This is a genomic window from Streptococcus pasteurianus, assembly GCF_004843545.1.
GTDB lineage: Bacteria > Bacillota > Bacilli > Lactobacillales > Streptococcaceae > Streptococcus > Streptococcus pasteurianus.
Window position 1 is genome coordinate 2,131,774 of the sequence record NZ_CP039457.1, and the last position, 18,068, is coordinate 2,149,841.

Sequence of the window (18,068 nt, forward strand, 5' to 3'; positions counted from 1 at the left end):
TAAAATGTAATCAAGTCTATTATAGCAAATTTTAGAAAGTATTTCGATTTATTTTGGTAAGATTGTGAATTCTGTTGCATCAGCATGTGCTAAAAAATCATTACCGATTTTCAAGACTTCTGCAAAACCCAACGTTGCTAATATTTTTGGAACATCTAAATAAGTTTCATTTGCTGATAAATGATTAATAAATTGTGCTGATAAGTTATCAATAGAATCTAAACTTTTGAAGAAATCTCCATACAGTTCCTTTTTGACAATTTCAAAGTGTTCTTCTGATAAGTCATCCAAATTGCTTGATTGGGATACTTTATTCAAATATTGACAGATATTATTTGCCATCGCAATTGGTTCCAAAGTATCTAAAGAAATAATCAAAAACTGAAAATCTGGACAAACTTCAATTTCAAAATCAAAAGAGTCATCAATCTGTCCACTTTCATAAAGCTGCTGATAACGTTTTGATGTCCAGCCAAGCAACATGGTAAAGAATAATCGCAACGCCAATTCTTGACGTAAACTTGAAGTTCCCTTGGGTAACTGTGCTCCTCTATAACCAATTGCCAATTTAGGTTGAGTGACATCCATTTGAATATTCTTTTTCGGCACTACCTGCTCATACACCAAACCTTGTCGCTTAACAACGTGTTTTTTACTTGCCTTTTCTTTTTGCTCTTTTTTGATTTGATTAAATAGCAAGTCCTTATCGAAATTTCCAACAAGCAACAATGTCATTTCCTGTGGAGAGTAGAAAATATTGTGATTCTCTTTTAAATCTGCCACCGAAATATTTTCAATACTTTCTTGCGTGCCAGCAATATCTTGAGCAAGGGCAGTGTTAGGATATAAATTTTCAAGAATTCCTTGATAGAGACGGTAGTCTGCATCATCTTGATACATGTCAATTTCTTGATCAATAATATCTTTTTCACGCGTAATAGAGGCTTCTGTAAAGGAGGTTTCTGATATAAACTGCTGAAGAAGTGTCACATTTTCTTCTAGGTTGTCAACCGCAGAAAAATAGTAGCAAGTCTTGTCAAATGTTGTAAAGGCATTACTATTTGCTCCCGCATTAGTAAATAGCTCCGCAACATCCTGACCATCTTCCAATTCAAACAATTTATGCTCTAAAAAATGAGCAATCCCCTCGTTGTATTCTTTGGGCTGTCCATCATATGTAAACTTTGTGTCAAGAGAGCCAAAATTTACAATCATCATTCCACAACTTTCTTGAAAATCTTGTTTTGGAATCAAAAAAATTTTCAATCCATTTTCTAACTCAGCCGAGTAAATTTTTTCATTTATTTCCGAAAAAATTTGCTCCTTTAATTCCGTCATTTATTTTCCCTCCAAAAAATAAAGCGCCTGTAATTTTACTTTTCTTGTGAATCTTAAAACATCTTCTTTACTAACATTGTCAATTTTGTCAATCATCTTATCAACACTAAAATCACCTGTAAGATACTGATGATTGTAGTCACGTTCAATAATTACTCTTGGGGAATCACAAGCCAATTTTAAATTAACCTTTAACATTTTTTTCGTTTGTTTTAAAAGTGATTCAGAGAAGCGCCCCATCTTAATATCCGAAAATTGTTTATTGATTAATTGAAGTGTTTTATTTCGGTTTTTCTTGTCAATCCCAGCGTAAACATTCAGTAAACCTGTGTAAATATCGAATTGACTTCCTATGGTATATGCCAAGCCCTCTTTCTCACGTAATTCTGTAAACAGACGAGAATGAGCAAAACCTCCAAACAGCCCATTAAAGACTAGTAGTGTAAAGTATTCTTCATCTTGATAACGTATTGGAAAATGATAGCCTAGCTGTAAAACTGATTGATTAACATCTTTTGTTTCAAATTGTTGTCTAATAACATTTGTGAATTCTTGTTGGTAGTCAAATATTAAATCTTTATGACGTTCTTCAAATGGAAAACGATTAAACAACTGTAGCATACGATAATCATCAAACTCACCTAATAAAAAGATGTCTAAACGGTCTTCCCGCAACATTTTCTGAAATTCCTGAAAAGCCGTGTAAGAATTTTCAGTAGCTACTAATTCAGCTGTTCCATATTTTGAAGTTTGAAAAGCAGAATCTTCATAAAAAAGTTTCCTAAGCCCCAACTCACTGCTATAAAAACTATCGTCTTTATCAGCGTTCAAATAATTAATCAAATTGGTCTGCTCGATATTAAAAAGTTTAGACTGATACTGCTCAACCGTCACAAGTGGAGAAAATAAATTTTGGTAAAGAAAATCAATCATTTCTTCCAACAGATTTTCATCTGTCATTACAAATTGATTTTTTATAAAAGCCAACTCAATGTCAACGATATGGACTAGTCCCTTGGTTGACACTTTGGTTGACAACGTTGCACCATAAAGACTAGCTAAACGCTCTCTAAAACGCTGAGCTGTTGGATATTCCGCATTGGCTGTCGCTAAAATTTGCGCGACTAAAACACGTCGTGCAACCGTCTTTTGACTAAAATCACCAGAAAAGCGAAAAGTTAGGTGATTCATTTTAAATTTTTCACTTTTGATAAGATGTAATTCAACACCCTCAACTAATTTCATTGCAAATTCCTTACTAAAAAACACATTATTAGCTAAAATTATACCACGTTTATGTTATAATTACTTGAATTATAAAATGGAGAAAACAATGGAATACAAATTATTTGATGACTATATCACATTACAAGCATTACTAAAAGAACTTGGTATTATCCAAAGTGGTGGGGCTATAAAAGGGTATTTAGCAGAAACAACTGTTCTTTTTAATGGTCAAGATGAAAAACGTCGTGGCAAAAAAATTCGTATCGGCGATACCATCACCATTCCCGAAGAAAATGTTGAGATTCAGATTGTCGAACCAACATCAGCTGAAAAACAAGAGCACCTAGAAGCAATTGCTGAAAAAGAACGTGTCGCTGCCATTGTCAAAGAGCTCAATCAGAAAAATAAAAAAGTTAAAAAACAAAATCAAGGAAAAACAAAACAAACAAATGAACGTAAACCCGTTCGTTTCCCAGGAACTTAAGCATGTGGATTCAAAAAATAACGTTAAAAAATTATCGTAACTATCTGACTAGTGAGCTTGAATTTTCTCCTGGACTTAATGTTTTCATCGGAAAAAACGCTCAAGGAAAGACAAATTTCTTAGAAGCAATTTATTTCCTTTCTCTTACCCGCAGCCACCGCACACGAACAGACAAAGAGTTGATTCATTTTGATGCCAAAGAACTTCTGGTTTCTGGTATTTTACAACGTTCAAGTGGTACTGTTCCTTTAGATATTAGTCTTTCAAGTAAGGGACGTGTTACAAAAGTTAATCATCTAAAACAAGCTAAGTTATCAGACTATATTGGTGTAATGACCGTTGTTCTTTTTGCACCTGAAGATTTACAACTCATCAAAGGCGCTCCAAGCCTTCGTCGAAAATTTATTGACATTGATTTAGGGCAAATAAAGCCGATTTATTTAGCTGATTTGTCTAATTATAACCACGTGCTAAAACAGCGTAATACTTATCTTAAAACGGCTGAAAAAGTTGATACTGATTTTTTAGCTGTGCTTGATGAGCAATTAGCTGATTTTGGTAGCCGTGTCATGGAACATCGTTTAGATTTCATTTCTAATTTAGAAAAAGAAGCCGACCGCTATCATTATGCCATTTCAAACGGCATTGAACATCTTAGTATCCATTATCTGTCATCTGTTTCCTTCCAAGAAAAGGATGACATTAAGCCAAACTTCTTAAAAGCTTTACAGAAAAATCAGCAGCGTGATATTTTCAAAAAAAATACAAGTGTTGGTCCTCACCGCGATGATTTGGAATTTTTCATCAATGATATGCCAGCAAATTTTGGCAGCCAAGGTCAGCACCGTAGCTTAATCTTATCACTAAAAATGGCTGAAATTGAGTTAATAAGAACAGTAACTGGTGATTATCCTATTTTGCTTTTAGATGATGTCATGAGCGAGCTTGATAATTACAGACAAACCGAACTCTTAAAAATGATTATTGATAAAAACGTTCAAACCTTCATTACAACAACGAGTCTCGACCACCTATCGCAGCTTCCGGACGACTTAAAAATCTTTACAGTTAATCAAGGTAACATTCAAGAAAATTAAAAAGCTGGCGTTTGCCAGCTTTTTGTTATGTTTACAGATAAGTTGACAACATTGTCAACGATTAATAAGACTTGACAATTCCTAGTAAAACAGCACCAAGAACAAAACAAGCAATACCAATTGCCAACCAACGTGTTTCTTTACGTGTTTTTGTTTCACCAAGGAAAAGAATACCACCCATGATAGAAATAACAACACCTAATTGTGAGAAGCTAAAAGCAATAGCTAAACCAGCTTTAGCAGCAGCTAATAGCATGAAGATATTACCAACACCCCACATCAAACCAACGATAGCATTTTTGATAACAACTGTTTCAAATTTAACGTTGAATTTCATGAACATCATTGCACCAATAACCATACCAACAGCCATTGGGAAGATAACTGCCAACGCATCAAATTTCATGATGTTGTTGAATAAGATTGTGTAAGAAAGGTAACCAACAGTAGAATAAGTTAAAGCACGGAAACCTTTCCCAAAATCGGTCAATTCACTCGTTTCAACTTTTTCAGCATCTTGTCTACTTGTAAAATAAAAACCAATGACAAGCAAAAGTAAAGCAATAATACCAAGAGTATACTGAACAGGTTTACTCCACTCACCAAAGACGATAGCTCCAATTAAACTACCGAAAACTAATTGAGCACCACTTGATAATGGATTCCCCACAGAAACACCCATGTATTGCATAGCACGGAATTGACCATTTTGCCCCATAGACCAAAGCATACCACCAATAATTCCAAATCCCCAGAGTGATACTGACATTTCGGGTTGGACAAATAGCCAAACAACAAAAGCAAATAAAAGTGCTCCAATAGTCATTCCTAATGTTTGTTGATCTGGTTTACCACCAATTTTATTGCTGACAAAACCAATACTTCCCCACGCAACCATGGGAATCAATGCATATAAAATACCTTGCATTTTTTCTCCTTTACAATATTTTTACAATTAAGTAAACAGTATTTACAATATTGTAAATATAAAAATAATCGTTTATTTTGTGTGAAAACGTTTTTCAGAAAAATAAAAGAAATTTTCATTTTTAAAACGAACACAGCTTTATATTCTACCACAATTACTATCACTTTGTAAAGGCTATCAAAAAATCCCTGACAAGCATAAGCCCTATCAGAGATTTTCTTAATTAAATATTTTAGAAATTAATGTACGGAATAGTTTGGTGCTTCATTTGTGATTTGAACATCGTGCGGGTGGCTTTCAATTAAACCAGCGCCTGACATCTCAACAAATTGAGCTTTTTCGTGCAGTGCTAAAATATCCTCAGCTCCAACATATCCCATACCAGCGCGAATACCACCAAGCATTTGGAAGACGATATCAGCTGCAGCACCTTTGTAAGCTACACGCCCCTCAATTCCTTCTGGAACAAGTTTGTTAGCTTCATTGACTGAGCCTTGGAAGTAACGATCGCTTGATCCTTTTTTCATAGCTGCAATTGATCCCATACCACGGTATGTTTTAAATTTACGACCTTGGTAAATTTCAGTTTCACCTGGTGCTTCATCTGTACCAGCAAACATAGAACCAAGCATTACAGCATTACCACCTGCTGCTAAGGCTTTAACAATATCACCTGAATATTTGATACCACCATCAGCAATAATTGTTTTGCCATATTCACGTGCAACAGCTGCCGCATCATAAATAGCTGTAATTTGAGGAACACCAACGCCTGCTACGACACGTGTTGTACAGATTGAACCAGGACCAATTCCGACTTTAACAACATCAACACCAGCTTCGTAAAGCGCACGAGCTCCTTCTGCAGTAGCGACATTACCAGCAATCAACGTACGTTCTGGGAAGTGTTGACGAATTTCAGCAATTTTACGAAGAACACCTGCTGAATGCCCATGTGCAGTATCAATAACAATGGCATCAGCACCAGCTTCAAAGAGTGCTTCAGCACGTTCAAAGGTATCTGATGTGACACCCACAGCACCTGCAACTAAAAGACGACCAAATTCGTCCTTAGCAGCATTAGGGAATTCAATAACTTTTTCAATATCTTTGATAGTGATAAGACCTGACAAACGTCCTGCTTCATCAACCAGAGGAAGTTTTTCAATACGATGTTCATGAAGAATACGTTCAGCAGTTTCCAAATCAGTTCCAACAGGAGCTGTAACCAATTTTTCACTTGTCATGTGTTTAGAGATTGGTGTGTGATAATCTGAAATGAAACGCATATCACGGTTGGTAATGATACCAACTAATTCACGATTTTCAAGAGTTTCAACAATTGGAACACCACTGATACGATAACGTTGCATCAATTCTTCTGCTTCTGAAACAGAATGTTTTGGTGTTAAGAAGAAAGGATCAATAATAACACCGTTTTCTGAGCGTTTTACTTTACGAATTTCTTCAGCTTGGTCTTGAATAGACATGTTTTTATGAACAACACCTAGACCACCCGCACGTGCAATTGCAATCGCCATTTTACTGTCAGTTACAGTGTCCATAGCAGCTGTCACGATAGGAATGTTCAATGTCAAATTTTTTGCAAGTTTTGTTTGCATATTAACTTCATTTGGAAGAACATGACTTTCAGCAGGAATAAGTAATACGTCATCAAAAGTGTAACCTTTTTTCAAAAATTTAGTGTCCCAATTTGACATTAAATAACCCTCTTTTCTATGTATTTGTAGGGGCTTTTAGCCCCCCAGCTAATTTTTTATTGTTACTATAATAACACGCCAGAATCATTTGTCAATAAAATAAATTCAATTTTTTTCCAAATTATCTTTTAAAGAAACATGGTATTTTCTACCCATTATTAGACTGAATATTTTTGTAATTATCATTTATTTTAAATGATAATTACAAAAATAAAAAACTCCAAAGTAAAAATTGTTACTTTAGAGTTTCATTTTAATTTAGAAGTAATTAATTCCCATAGCAGCTTTAACTTCTGACAGTGTTTGACCAGCAACTTCACGCGCTGCTTCACTTCCTTTTTCAAGCATACGGAATACTTCACCCATGTCTTTTGCATATTCTAGGCGACGTTCACGGATTGGTGCCAATTCACGTTCAAGAATATCAAGCAAATAACGCTTTGTTTTGACATCGCCAAGACCTCCGCGTTGATAGTGTTCTTTCATGGCTGCAATTTCAACTTGGTCTTCTTCACGTCCAAAAATATCAAGATAATGGAAAACCATATTTCCTTCAATTTGTCCTGGATCTTCGACACGAACATGATTAGGGTCTGTGTACATGCTCATTACTTTTTTACGAACAGTATCAGCATCATCAGACAAATAAATACCATTTCCAAGAGATTTAGACATTTTAGCATTACCATCTAACCCTGGTAAACGACCAGCTGCTTCATTTTCAGGAAAAATACCTTCTGGCTCAACCAAAACATCTGTTTTATAAGTATGATTGAAACTGCGAACGATTTCACGTGTTTGTTCAATCATTGGTTTTTGGTCATTTCCAACTGGCACATAATTCGCTTTAAAAGCTGTAATATCCGCAGCTTGAGAGATTGGATACACCAAAAATCCTGTTGGAATTGAACTTCCAAATCCTTTTTGTGCAATCTCTGTTTTTACAGTAGGATTACGTTCCAAACGTGCCAATGATACCAAGTTCATGTAGTACATGGTTAATTCAGCTAATTCAGGAATCTGACTTTGAATGAAAATCGTAGATTTCGCTGGATCAAGCCCTACTGATAAGTAGTCCAATGCTACATTTCCAACTGATTCTCTGATAATTTCAGATTCCTTAGCGTGGTCTGTCAAAGCTTGTTGATCTGCCAAGAAAACAAACATATCGTATTTATCTTCATTTTGCAATAACACACGATTTTTTAAACTACCGACATAGTGTCCTAAGTGTAACTTACCAGTTGGACGGTCACCTGTCAAAATAATTGGTTTTACCATTCTATCACCTCAAAATTAATTTCAAATAAAACACCCCCACGTAGCTATAAACTACGTGAGGGCGTTCTCAATACGCGGTACCACCTCAATTGATAGAAAATTTTCTACCATCTCTTACCACTATTAAAAGTTCACAGATAAATGCAAACATTATTTTCCATTATATATATCAGCCCATTCATGCAAGGGTACTACTGATTTTCAGCACCATCAGCTCTCTAAAAGTACGCATCTACATTACTCTTCTGAATCTTCTTCATTTTATGAAATTCTAGAAACTTTGTCAAGCTAATAGCTATTTTCCTAGGAAATTCTCGCTTTCTTAGAAAGAATAATTATACAGTTTCTTCGGGAATTCCTTTTTAATAAAATTAAAAAATGAGAATTATACATCGTAATCAACTTTCTCTCACATAAATCTTGACGAGTATCTTCTTCTTTGCAATAATAGAATCGTTTGTTATAAAGAAGAGGATTATTATGAAGAAAAAATTAATTGATTTTGGGCTCGTTACAGTAGGAGCATTTATTGCTGCTATCGGTTTTAACAGTTTTTTCCTAGAGAATCACATTGCATCTGGTGGGGTTGTTGGTTTAGCTGTTAGTTTGAAAGCTTTATTTGGTTGGAATACTGGGAATTTTGTTATGATTTCAAATTTTCCACTCCTTATAGCTTGCTGGCTTTTCCTAGGGAAAGAGACATTTGTAAAAACCGTTTATGGGTCATGGATTTATTCTATTTTTGTTAAACTAACTGAAGGTGTGCCAAATTTAACAGACAATCCTTTGTTAGCTGCGCTTTTTGGAGGTATTATTTGTGGTTTTGGTTTAGGGGTTGTCTTTTGGGGAAATTCTTCAACAGGTGGAACAGGTATTATCACCCAAATTCTCCATAAATACACACCACTTCCTCTTGCCGTTGCAATGACAATCGTTGATGGTTGTAGTGTTGCGATGGGATTTGTCGCCTTTGATATTGACACAGTTATGTATTCTATTATTGCATTGATTACGATTGGTTATGTCGTTAATAGCATGCAACTTGGGGTCACTTCATCACGAAATATCATGATTGTTTCACCTAAGAATGATTTAATCAAACATTATATTTCTACGAAAGCAGACCGTGGGGTCACTGAAATTCCAGTTACTGGTGGTTATTCAGGTGAAAATCATACCATGCTAATGACAACTGTTTCTCGTCAAGAAGTTCCTCGTTTAGAAAAAAATATCCAAAAAATTGACGAAACTGCCTTTATCGTCGTTATGCCTGCTACACAAGTTATGGGACGTGGATTTAGCCTCAAAAAATACTATAAACTTGACGAAAAAGACATCATTTTACCAATGTAATGCAAAGCCTCGCTTTCTCTGATTGAAAATTGGGGCTTTTTCATGTACAATGAAGCTTATAGATAAATATTATGAGGTGAAAAATTGCTTACAGTTTCTGATGTATCACTACGTTTCAGCGATAGAAAACTATTTGATGAGGTTAACATCAACTTTACAGCTGGAAATACCTATGGTTTAATCGGTGCCAATGGTGCAGGAAAATCAACATTTTTAAAAATCTTGGCAGGAGATATTGAACCAACAACAGGTCATGTTTCCCTTGGTCCAAATGAACGCTTATCAGTTCTTCGTCAAAATCACTTTGACTATGAGGAAGAACGTGCTATTGATGTTGTTATTATGGGAAATGAACGTCTTTACAACATTATGAAAGAAAAAGATGCTATCTACATGAAACCTGATTTTTCAGATGAAGATGGTGTCCGCGCTGCCGAGTTAGAAAGCGAATTTGCAGAGCTTGGCGGTTGGGAAGCCGAAAGCGAAGCTTCTCAATTACTTCAAAACTTAAACATTCCAGAAGATCTTCATTACCAAAACATGAGTGAATTAGCCAATGGTGATAAAGTGAAAGTCCTTCTTGCCAAAGCTCTTTTTGGTAAACCTGACGTCCTTCTCCTTGACGAACCAACCAACGGTCTTGATATTCAATCTATTTCTTGGTTAGAAGATTTCTTGATTGACTTTGAAAATACTGTTATTGTCGTTTCCCATGACCGTCACTTCTTAAATAAAGTATGTACGCACATGGCTGACCTTGATTTCGGTAAAATCAAACTTTACGTCGGTAACTACGACTTCTGGAAACAATCTTCTGAGCTTGCTGCTCGCCTACAAGCAGACCGCAATGCTAAAGCAGAAGAAAAAATTAAAGAATTACAAGAATTCGTGGCACGTTTCTCTGCCAATGCTTCTAAATCAAAACAAGCCACATCTCGTAAGAAAATGCTTGATAAAATTGAATTAGAAGAAATTGTTCCTTCTAGTCGTAAATACCCATTTATCAACTTCAAAGCAGAACGCGAACTTGGTAAAGACCTTTTAACGGTTGAGAATTTATCCGTTAAAATTGATGGAGAAACTGTTCTTGATAATATCAGCTTCATCCTACGTCCAGGTGATAAAACAGCTTTCATTGGACAAAACGATATTCAAACAACAGCTCTTATTCGTGCTTTGATGGATGACATAGAATACGAAGGTACTATCAAATGGGGGGTCACAACTAGCCGCTCTTATCTTCCAAAAGATAATTCACGTGACTTTTCCTCTGGTGAATCAATTCTTGAATGGCTTCGTCAATTTGCTTCTAAAGAAGAGGACGATAACACATTCCTTCGTGGATTCCTTGGACGCATGCTTTTCTCTGGTGACGAAGTTAACAAATCAGTTAGCGTATTGTCAGGGGGAGAAAAAGTGCGCGTGATGCTTTCTAAATTGATGCTCCTCAAATCCAACGTTCTTGTCCTTGATGATCCAACAAACCACTTAGACTTGGAATCAATTTCAAGCTTGAATGATGGGCTGAAAGATTTCAAAGAATCTATTATCTTTGCAAGTCATGACCATGAGTTTATTCAAACACTTGCTAATCACATTGTCGTGATCTCAAAAAATGGGGTTATTGACCGTATCGATGAAACTTATGATGAATTTCTTGAAAATGAAGAAGTTCAAGCCAAAGTTAAAGAACTCTGGAAAGATTAATTTATTAATAATTTCCTGACGTTTACACAAACTTTACAATATATAGAAAAGAAACAGGTTGGGATAAGCTATCTCAACCTGTCTTACTAAAGCTATGACATTAAAATCTTTAAAATCAAACATTAATACTCTTTACTACTTAGCAGCATTTGCTCTGCCATTTCTTATCTTATTTTTCGCCTTATTGTCTGAAGATATTTCATTCAATAGTGACACGACTATTTTAGCTAGTGACGGTTTCCACCAGTATGTCATTTTTGCTGAAAATCTACGAAATATTTTACACGGTTCAGATAGTATTTTTTACACCTTTACGAGTGGTTTGGGGCTAAACTTCTATGCTCTTATTAGTTACTATCTAGGAAGCTTCTTCTCACCTTTCGTTTATTTCTTCAGTCTAAAGAGCATGCCTGATGCTATTTATATCTTTACATTACTGAAAGTTGCTTGTATGGGGGTAAGTTGTTTTTATAGTCTCAGACAACTCTACCCTAAAGTGCTGAAACCTTTCAGCATCATCTTATCGACTTCTTATGCATTGATGAGTTTTGCCATCAGCCAAATTGAAATTAATATGTGGCTTGATGTATTCATTCTTTTGCCTTTAATCATTTTAGGAATTAATCGCTTATTAGGTCAGCAAAAATTCATCCTTTATTACCTAAGTTTAACGATTCTCTTTATCCAAAACTATTATTTTGGATACATGGTTGTTATCTTTTTAATTCTTTATTTCCTTGTTCAATTAACTAAAGAATTTAAATGGAAAGTCATTCTACGAAAATTTATTGACTTTACAGTTGTATCAATCTCTGCTGGTCTCTCTAGCTGCATCATGCTGTTACCAACTTACTTAGACCTATCTACACACGGTGAGGAATTTTCTAAGTTTACAGAGTTGTTTACAGATGCGTCATGGTTCTTTGATTTATTTGCTAAGAATTTTGTTGGCTCTTACGACACAACAAAATTTGGTTCTATTCCGATGATTTACGTGGGAATTTTCCCATTAATATTAGCTATTATTTTCTTTACGATTAAATCAATCAGGTGGCAAACTCGTTTAGCTTATGGCATAATGCTTGCTCTCATTGTCGCTAGTTTTTATCTTGAACCATTAGATCTTATCTGGCAAGGTATGCATTCACCAAATATGTTTCTTCACCGCTATTCTTGGACATTCTCTATTCTTATCATCCTATTAGCAGCTGAAACATTATCTCGTTTAAAAGAATTAACACTCAAGCAATATCTTATTGGGATTATTCCCTTGGCTCTTGGATTTATTGTTACAGCGTTGTTCCAAAGTCATTATGACTTTTTAGAACCTTCGCAAGTCATTATCACCTTTGCTTTCTTAGCTGCTTATGCTATTATACTCATCAGTTATGTAAATAAGTATCTATCATTTAAACTCTTTGTCAGCTTTACACTTATCTTTACAATTTTTGAAATATCATTAAATACTTATTATCAAATTGCAGCCCTTGATAGCGAGTGGGTCTTTCCTTCTCGACAAAGCTATAATCGTAACTTGACAGACATTGACAAACTTGTCAACGAAACACAAGAACTGAATACTACTTTCTATCGTACCGAAGAATTGTTACCTCAAACTGGCAATGACAGTATGAAATATAATTACAATGGTATCTCTCAATTTTCATCTATCCGAAACACGACCTCTAGTAGCACATTAGACCGGCTTGGCTTTAAATCAACAGGGACTAATCTCAACCTTCGCTACCAAAATAATACCTTGCTGATGGATAGTTTATTTGCTGTGAAGTATAATCTTTCTGAAACTAGTGTTGATAAATTTGGTTTCAATTATGTTGACGGTTCTGGCAATGTATCACTTTATGAAAATCAATATGCTAGTCAGCTAGCTATTTTAACGAATGGTATTTACAAGGATATTGACTTTGGTGTCAACACGCTTGACAACCAAACTAATTTTATCAATAACTTGACAGGATTATCTGAGAAATACTTCACACGTTTAGCTTCTCAACTAACCGGTGGTGCTAATTTGCTTAATAACCGAGTCACCACTACAAATGATGGTCAGTTGACAACAAGTGCTACTTATCAAGTCACTGTCACTGCTAATACTCAACTTTATGTAAGTGTCCCTAACATTACTTTCTCTAATGATAATAGTGAATCTGTGCAAATTACAGTTAATGGAAAAACGACAGAATACACAACCGATAATGCTTACAGCTTCTTTGACCTTGGTTACTTTGAAGAAGGACAAACGCTTGACATCACATTTACTTTCCCTGAAAATAGTCAAGTTTCCTTCAATCAACCTAATTTTTATGCTTTAGATTTAACAAGTTATCAAAAAGCTATGGCGATTATTGACAATCCAGAGGTTACCGTTACAACTGATAAAAATACCGTTACTGCTACTTATAAAGCAGACGAAGATAGTTCACTATTCTTCACCATTCCATATGATAAAGGATGGACAGCTACACAAAACGGGGAAAAACTTAAGGTTTCAAAAGCGCAAGATGGTTTTATGAAAGTTGATGTAAAAGCTGGTGAAGGTAAAGTAACGTTAACTTACATCCCAAATGGTTTTAAAGAAGGAGCTTATCTATCCATATTAGGCATCATCCTTTTCCTTGCTTACATAATTGCACGAAGAAAGTATCATTTAAGGATAAAAGCAGGCTAAAACTTAGCCTGCTTTATTTTTAGGTATTAAAAAATTCCTAAGTAACTTAGGAAGGTGTCTTATCACTCCGGCAGTAGGACTCGAACCTACGACATCATGATTAACAGTCATGCGCTACTACCAACTGAGCTATGCCGGATAAAGAAAAAAACTGCTAGGCAGTAGTTTATAGTCCGTACGGGATTCGAACCCGTGTTACCGCCGTGAAAAGGCGGTGTCTTAACCCCTTGACCAACGGACCAGAAGCTTTAAGGATTTCTCCTTAACACTCATACTATTATATCAGATATTTTTTCTTTGTCTATAGTTTTTTTAAATTTTTTACGTTTTTTACAAAAATTATCGGTCCCGCATTGTAAAATGAGGTACAACAAAAAAGACATACATATTCGTCTTATATACTAAAGTCGGTAAACAAAGTATAAAGAAAAAATGAAAATGTCCACTAACTACTCTACTAAAAAACAGCCCTATCACCACCTTTCTGAAGTAGAACGTGGGAAAATGAAAAGCTATCTCTCTCAGAAGGTTAAAACCAGCTGAAATTGCGAGAATTTTGGATAGACATCTCTCCACCATCTCTCGTGAACTCAAACGTGGGACTGTCAAACCGGTCAATGGAAAGAAAATTTACTATGAAGAGTATTTCGCAGAAACCGCTCAAATTCGGTGCTCTGAAGGCAGGAAAGGGAGTTATTAGTCTGAAGCTTGAGAAAGTATCAGAAACTTTCTTATTGTCATTTACTAAAACGATGAAGGCTAAATTTAGAATCCATTACTCAATCCATTAATAACAGATTAAGAAGAATACACAACTATCAATCTGCTAAAAAACGATTTGAACTAGCTCAAACAGCATAAGAACTATTAACTTACTCAGATGAATGCTTTGTTGCACTTAACTTGACAAGTGGGAGAAAAATGATTAGTCAAAATTCACAATATTTCTCACTTACTTTCTAATCATGATTTATTTTTATGAATTGATTTTTAGTTGACAGCATAGTCAATATTTTGATAAAATGATTAAGTTGGTATGGTCTCATAGCTCAGCTGGATAGAGCATTCGCCTTCTAAGCGAACGGTCGCAGGTTCGAATCCTGCTGGGATCAAATCTCAAGTCGGCTCAAAGCCGACTTTTTTATTTTTGACAAATGTTTCACATGAAACAAAGTAGCCAAAAAAGAATAGTAGGAAGAAATGACAAATTAACTTCCTTACTATTCTTTTATTACTTCACTACAAGAATTACTTGTGATAAGGGCTTCCTTGTTGAATCATAAAAGCACGATAAATTTGTTCTGATAGAACTAAACGCATTAATTGATGAGGTAAAGTTAATAAACCAAAACTCAATCGCAAATTGGCACGTTTTTTGACTTTATCCGCTAAACCAAGACTTCCTCCAATCACAAAAACAATATCAGAATAGCCTCTTAATGTCGCATCAGCAATGACTTTACTAAAAGCTGCAGAAGATAGTTGTTTTCCCTCGATGGCTAGGACAATAACATAATCACGCTCTGAAATCTTTGCTAAGATGCGTTCTCCCTCTTTTTCCATAATTTGCTGATTTTGTGCAGCGCTAGCATTATCTGGTGTTTTTTCGTCTGCTAACTCGACAATTTCAAATTTTGCAAAACGACTCATGCGTTTACCATATTCGGCAATACCATCTTTTAAATATTTTTCTTTTAATTTTCCAATAGCGATAATTTTTACTTTCATAGCTCCATTTTACCACATATTCACAAGCTTTTCACACATTATCCACATGTTCATAAATCATCAATATGGCTTTTAGTAGCTTTGAATCAAGATTTTTTCACATTTTCAAAAAGTTTTCCACAGGTTGTGGATTACTTTTCTTTTTTTTACTTTTAAGGTATAATTAAGTCAATTTTTATATGCTATCCAAGAAAAATGGGAGGTAGAGACGTGAAAAAAATAAAATTACCAAAATTACCCAAGTTACCAAAATTTAATTACAAAAATTGGTTAAAACCATTGGGTGTCATTTTAGTCGGCTTTATAGCTGGTATCGCAGGTACAATACTCGTCCTAAACATGGCAGGTATTTCAATCACTAACGTCAGTGGTTCAAGTACAAAAACAACAACAAGTAGCGTAAGCTATTCTAACTCTAACGATACAACAAAAGCTGTGGAAAAAGTTCAAGACGCGGTTGTATCTGTTATTAACTACAAATCAGACTCGTCATCTTCTGCAAGTGACCTCTACAATCAAATGTTTGGCAATGACTCAGACAGTAGTAGCAATTCAAGCTCTACAGATGATTTGACTGTTTACAGTGAGGGGTCTGGGGTTATTTACAAAAAAGATGGTGATTCTGCCTATGTCGTCACTAACAATCACGTTATTGATGGTGCCGAACAAATTGAAATTATGCTTGCTAATGGAACAAAAGTTGTTGGTGAGCTAGTCGGAGCAGATACTTATTCAGATATTGCTGTTGTTAAAATTTCTTCTGACAATGTATCTACAGTTGCTGAATTTGCCGATTCTGATAAATTGACTGTCGGTGAAACTGCTATCGCTATTGGTAGCCCACTTGGTACTGAATATGCTAACTCTGTAACACAAGGTATTGTCTCAAGTCTTAGCCGTACAGTAACCATGACAAATGATGATGGTGAAACTATCTCAACAAATGCTATCCAAACAGATGCAGCAATTAACCCAGGTAACTCTGGTGGTGCTTTAATTAACATTGAAGGACAAGTTATCGGTATCAATTCAAGTAAGATTTCATCTACATCAAGTTCTGGTGAATCTGTCGAAGGTATGGGATTTGCCATTCCATCTAACGATGTTGTATCCATTATTAACCAATTGGAAGAAAATGGGCAAGTTATCCGCCCAGCACTTGGTATTTCAATGATAAACTTGAGCGACCTTTCAACTAATGCAATTGCTCAACTTAACATTCCAACAAGTGTAACAAGCGGTGTCGTTGTTGCCGCTGTTCAATCTGGTATGCCTGCTGAAGGTAATCTCGAACAGTACGATGTCATCACAGCTATTGACGACAAAGAAGTAACATCTACTTCAGATCTTCAAAGTATTCTTTATACTCATTCTGTTGGTGACTCTGTCAAAGTAACCTTCTACCGTGGAACTGATAAGAAAACAGCTACAATTGAATTAACTAAGACAACGCAAGATTTATCTTCCTCAAACTAATAACTAATAAAAATGAAGCTGAGCATTCCTCAGCCTCATTTTTTAAGGATAAAAGACCTATGCCTGAAACACTCACATTAATCAAAATTGAAAATATCTCACCTAATCCCTACCAACCCCGTTTAGAATTTAAACAAGAAGAGCTGGAAGAATTAGCACGTTCTATTAAAGCTAATGGGCTTATTCAGCCGATTATCGTCCGAGAATCAACTGTCTTTGGTTATGAGCTTATTGCTGGTGAAAGACGTCTAAGAGCCTCAAAAATAGCAGGTTTAACCGAAATTCCTGCCATCATAAAAAATATCTCCAATCAGGAGAGCATGCAGCTGGCTATCGTCGAAAATCTGCAACGTTCTGATTTAAATCCAATCGAAGAAGCAAAAGCTTACCAGCAACTTCTGGAAAAAAATCAAATGACTCATGAAGAATTAGCACAGTTTATGGGAAAATCTCGCCCTTACATTACCAATTGCCTCAGATTACTTAATCTTCCTAGAAGTCTCTCTGATGCCGTTGAAAAAGGTGACCTGTCTCAAGGGCACGCGCGTGTCCTTTTAACCCTTAAAAACGCGGGAGAACAAGAAAAGTGGTATCAAAAAATTCTAACAGAAGACCTTAGTGTTAGAAAACTTGAACGTTTACTAAAACCTGCTAAACAGAAAAAAAATCGTTCTAAAAAGGAAGATATTTTTATTAGAAATCAAGAAGAAGAATTGGCTAAACAGTTAGGACTTCCTGTTAAAATTACTATCTCTAAAACCGGCACAAAAGGAGATGTGAGTTTATATTTTCAGTCTGAAGAAGACTTAAACAGAATTATCAACAAGCTAAAATAACTTGTTGATTTCTTTTTTTATTTTTCACAGTTTTCCACAGCAACTACAGTTGAGTATCCCCAGTTTTATCACTCTTTCTTTGTTTTCCACAACCTGTGGAAAACTTTCGTGAACAGTGTGGATTTTTTATTTCCACCATTGTGGAAAACTTTTATTTTTTATGTTAGAATGAGTATTGAATTATCCACAAAAAGGAAACTACT

General features: G+C 35.3%; 13 protein-coding genes, 3 tRNA genes, 1 pseudogene and 1 other annotated feature. Of the genes and pseudogenes, 9 read left to right on the forward strand and 8 right to left on the reverse strand.

Features of this window, described 5'->3' with window-relative positions; genetic code table 11:
* Positions 1-48: 48 nt before the first annotated feature.
* Both yfmH and yfmF read right to left on the reverse strand, forming a co-directional pair.
* Positions 49-1,338 carry an EF-P 5-aminopentanol modification-associated protein YfmH gene (gene yfmH, locus E8M05_RS11110; RefSeq protein WP_048791415.1) on the reverse strand — a complete coding sequence of 430 codons (1,290 nt, stop codon included), beginning with the start codon at positions 1,336-1,338 and terminating at the stop codon, positions 49-51.
* Positions 1,339-2,583 (reverse strand): EF-P 5-aminopentanol modification-associated protein YfmF, encoded by a 1,245-nt coding sequence (gene yfmF, locus E8M05_RS11115; protein WP_041972964.1) that lies wholly within the window; start codon positions 2,581-2,583, stop codon positions 1,339-1,341.
* An 88-nt stretch (positions 2,584-2,671) separates the two neighbouring features.
* On the opposite strand from yfmF, the gene yaaA reads away from it, so the two are divergent.
* Positions 2,672-3,049 carry a S4 domain-containing protein YaaA gene (gene yaaA, locus E8M05_RS11120; protein WP_013852366.1) on the forward strand — a complete coding sequence of 126 codons (378 nt, stop codon included), beginning with the start codon at positions 2,672-2,674 and terminating at the stop codon, positions 3,047-3,049.
* Positions 3,050-3,051: 2 nt separating this feature from the next.
* Positions 3,052-4,146 (forward strand): DNA replication/repair protein RecF, encoded by a 1,095-nt coding sequence (gene recF, locus E8M05_RS11125; RefSeq protein ID WP_003067011.1) that lies wholly within the window; start codon positions 3,052-3,054, stop codon positions 4,144-4,146.
* 61 nt (positions 4,147-4,207) lie between these two features.
* Here recF and E8M05_RS11130 read toward each other — a convergent pair whose 3' ends face one another.
* The 3 genes from E8M05_RS11130 to trpS all read right to left on the reverse strand — a co-directional run bounded on the left by E8M05_RS11130 (position 4,208) and on the right by trpS (position 8,076).
* Positions 4,208-5,074, reverse strand: coding sequence for a GRP family sugar transporter (locus E8M05_RS11130; protein WP_013852367.1), 867 nt, complete (start codon positions 5,072-5,074; stop codon positions 4,208-4,210).
* 239 nt (positions 5,075-5,313) lie between these two features.
* Complete coding sequence (gene guaB, locus E8M05_RS11135; RefSeq protein ID WP_003067014.1) at positions 5,314-6,795, reverse strand: IMP dehydrogenase; 1,482 nt, start codon at positions 6,793-6,795, stop codon at positions 5,314-5,316.
* Between the two features lie 258 nt (positions 6,796-7,053).
* Positions 7,054-8,076, reverse strand: coding sequence for a tryptophan--tRNA ligase (gene trpS / locus E8M05_RS11140; RefSeq protein ID WP_013852368.1), 1,023 nt, complete (start codon positions 8,074-8,076; stop codon positions 7,054-7,056).
* A gap of 54 nt (positions 8,077-8,130) precedes the next feature.
* Positions 8,131-8,333: a binding site (T-box leader), on the reverse strand.
* Between the two features lie 223 nt (positions 8,334-8,556).
* Between trpS and E8M05_RS11145 the strand changes: the two genes are divergently transcribed.
* The 3 genes from E8M05_RS11145 to E8M05_RS11155 all read left to right on the forward strand — a co-directional run bounded on the left by E8M05_RS11145 (position 8,557) and on the right by E8M05_RS11155 (position 13,825).
* Positions 8,557-9,429, forward strand: coding sequence for a YitT family protein (locus E8M05_RS11145; RefSeq protein WP_003067016.1), 873 nt, complete (start codon positions 8,557-8,559; stop codon positions 9,427-9,429).
* An 84-nt stretch (positions 9,430-9,513) separates the two neighbouring features.
* The gene (locus E8M05_RS11150) at positions 9,514-11,136 is read left to right on the forward strand and encodes an ATP-binding cassette domain-containing protein (protein WP_003067017.1); all 1,623 of its coding nucleotides are present in this window, start codon (positions 9,514-9,516) and stop codon (positions 11,134-11,136) included.
* Between the two features lie 94 nt (positions 11,137-11,230).
* Positions 11,231-13,825 (forward strand): YfhO family protein, encoded by a 2,595-nt coding sequence (locus E8M05_RS11155; protein ID WP_136596478.1) that lies wholly within the window; start codon positions 11,231-11,233, stop codon positions 13,823-13,825.
* Between the two features lie 65 nt (positions 13,826-13,890).
* Here E8M05_RS11155 and E8M05_RS11160 read toward each other — a convergent pair.
* Together E8M05_RS11160 and E8M05_RS11165 are read right to left on the reverse strand one after the other, a co-directional pair.
* Positions 13,891-13,964, reverse strand: a tRNA-Asn gene (locus tag E8M05_RS11160).
* 30 nt (positions 13,965-13,994) lie between these two features.
* Positions 13,995-14,066 (reverse strand) — tRNA-Glu (locus tag E8M05_RS11165).
* 197 nt (positions 14,067-14,263) lie between these two features.
* Between E8M05_RS11165 and E8M05_RS11935 the strand changes: the two are divergent.
* Positions 14,264-14,601 (forward strand): annotated as a pseudogene (locus E8M05_RS11935) (helix-turn-helix domain-containing protein); the annotation flags it as partial.
* Positions 14,602-14,863: 262 nt separating this feature from the next.
* Positions 14,864-14,937 (forward strand) — tRNA-Arg (locus tag E8M05_RS11175).
* Between the two features lie 136 nt (positions 14,938-15,073).
* On the opposite strand, the gene rlmH is transcribed toward E8M05_RS11175, so the two are convergent.
* A complete protein-coding gene (gene rlmH / locus E8M05_RS11180; RefSeq protein WP_003067023.1) occupies positions 15,074-15,553 on the reverse strand; it encodes a 23S rRNA (pseudouridine(1915)-N(3))-methyltransferase RlmH in 480 nt (159 codons plus the stop codon).
* A 210-nt stretch (positions 15,554-15,763) separates the two neighbouring features.
* On the opposite strand from rlmH, the gene E8M05_RS11185 reads away from it, so the two are divergent.
* Together E8M05_RS11185 and E8M05_RS11190 are read left to right on the forward strand one after the other, a co-directional pair.
* Positions 15,764-17,029: a S1C family serine protease gene (locus E8M05_RS11185; RefSeq protein ID WP_013852370.1), complete on the forward strand. Its 1,266-nt coding sequence runs from the start codon at positions 15,764-15,766 to the stop codon at positions 17,027-17,029.
* A 59-nt stretch (positions 17,030-17,088) separates the two neighbouring features.
* Positions 17,089-17,865 carry a ParB/RepB/Spo0J family partition protein gene (locus tag E8M05_RS11190; protein WP_003067028.1) on the forward strand — a complete coding sequence of 259 codons (777 nt, stop codon included), beginning with the start codon at positions 17,089-17,091 and terminating at the stop codon, positions 17,863-17,865.
* Positions 17,866-18,068: the final 203 nt, after the last annotated feature.